This window comes from Actinomadura geliboluensis (assembly GCF_005889745.1).
GTDB classification, from domain to species: domain Bacteria; phylum Actinomycetota; class Actinomycetes; order Streptosporangiales; family Streptosporangiaceae; genus Spirillospora; species Spirillospora geliboluensis.
Window position 1 is genome coordinate 1 of the sequence record NZ_VCKZ01000706.1, and the last position, 1,758, is coordinate 1,758.

Genomic DNA, 1,758 nt, shown 5'->3' on the forward strand with positions numbered 1-1,758 from the left:
AGAGACGGGGGGCGGACCGCAGGTGGTCGCGGAGCCCGGCTCCGTACGCGGTCGGGGTGCCGTCGTAGGAGCTGATCAGGGAGGGGCCGCTGGAGCAGTCCCAGGTGTTCCACGTCCAGCCGAGGTAGGACGCGGCGTGCGCGTCGAGCCAGGCCATCAGCGTGTCGACGTAGGCGTGGCCGCAGGTGTTCTCGCCGATCTCGCCGGCGACGAGCGGCACCGCGGCGGCGACGGGCGCGAGCTGCTGGTCCCAGCAGGCCGCGTCCCTGCAGTAGTTGAAGTTGTAGGAGTGCCAGGCCGCCGCGAGGTTGCCGGCCGGGTCCGACGGCTTCAGCGCGAGCCACTGGGACAGGTCGTTGGAGTAGCTGCTGCCCGCCACCATCACGACGTTCTCGGCCCCGGTGGAGCGGACCGCGTCGAGGAGGTCCTGCATGCCGGCGGCCTCGTAGGTCAGGCCGGTGCAGTCCGCGCCGCCGTCCCGCCAGCACTTCCACGACTGGCCGTAGTCCATGACCTGCAAGTTGTTCGGATACGGCTCGTTGAACAGGTCGAATACGACGGCCCTGTCGTCCTTGTACGCGGCGGCGACCTGCCGCCAGAACTCGGGCGCGTATTCGGCGTCCGGCATCGGTTTCTGGCATTCGGCGGCGGCCGTGGCGCAATGGTTGTCATTGCCGGTCCACAGGCCGTGGCTCCAATGCAGCTCCAGAATGGGCGTGATGCCGTTCTCTTCGAGAAGGCCGACGTAGTTCCGCACCGCGTTCCGGTAGGCGGTGCCGCGGTAGGCCGGGTCGACGTCGTCCAGCCCGAGCCAGCAGTCGGAGTTCAGCGGCACCCGGACGGCGTTCGCGTTCCAGCCCTTGATGGCGGCGACCGAGGCCGCGTCCATCGGGCCGTCCCAGATGCCGTTGCCCTGGACGCACGCGAACTCGCCGCCGGAGCGGTTCACCCCGCGCAGCCGGACGGTGTTGCCGGCGGCGTCGGTGAAGGCGGTGCCGGAGACCTTCAGCTCCGGTGCCGGCCCGCCGGGCGGGGGAGTGGTGGGCGTCGTCGGCGGATCGGTGGGCCCGGCGTCGCCGTTGCAGGCCGTGCCGTTGACCTTGAAGTCGGTGGGGTCGGCGTTGCTGCCGCTGTAGGTGAACTGGGCTCCGGCCTGGACGGACGCACCCGTCGCGAGGACGCCGTTCCAGCTCTCGTTCTGGACGGTGACGGCCGCGCCGGACTGCGACCAGCGGCCGTTCCAGCCGTTCGCCAGCCGCTGGTTCCCGGCGTAGGAGTAGGTCAGCGTCCACCCGGTGGCGGCCGCGCCGCGGTTGGTGATCGTGACGGCGGCCGTGAAGCCCGTGCCCCAGTCATTGGTGGTGTAGGCGACCTCGCAGGCGACGGCCGCCCGGGCCGGCGGCGCGCCGAGCACGGCGCCGGTGGCGGCGAGCGAGCCCGCCGCGCACAGTGCGCCGGTCAGGGCGGCCGCCGCGGCGGTGCGCGGGGAAGGCGATCTCATGATCTCGGCTTTCACGTCGTGACTTTTCGCTTGGGAGCGCTCCCACTCCTGGACTGCGGTGAACGTAGAACGGCCCGGACGCGGCATGGAACCCCTGTTCCATTCCTTTCACGAATTTTCACGGCGGCTCGCGCGCGCGGTGAGGGACCGGGGAGCCATTCCGTGCATCCATGTGGCCTGTGACCCTTGACACAATCCGCGTCCGATCGGATTCTTGGGAGCGCTCCCACTACTCCCGCTGTCCCTTATACACATCT

1 protein-coding gene is annotated in these 1,758 nt (G+C 70.3%); it reads right to left on the reverse strand.

Annotated elements, in window-relative coordinates; genetic code table 11:
• Nucleotides 1-1,501: cellulase family glycosylhydrolase (locus tag ETD96_RS43670; protein ID WP_138642335.1), on the reverse strand; the 1,501-nt coding region annotated here is incomplete at its 3' end.
• Nucleotides 1,502-1,758 lie beyond the last annotated feature (257 nt).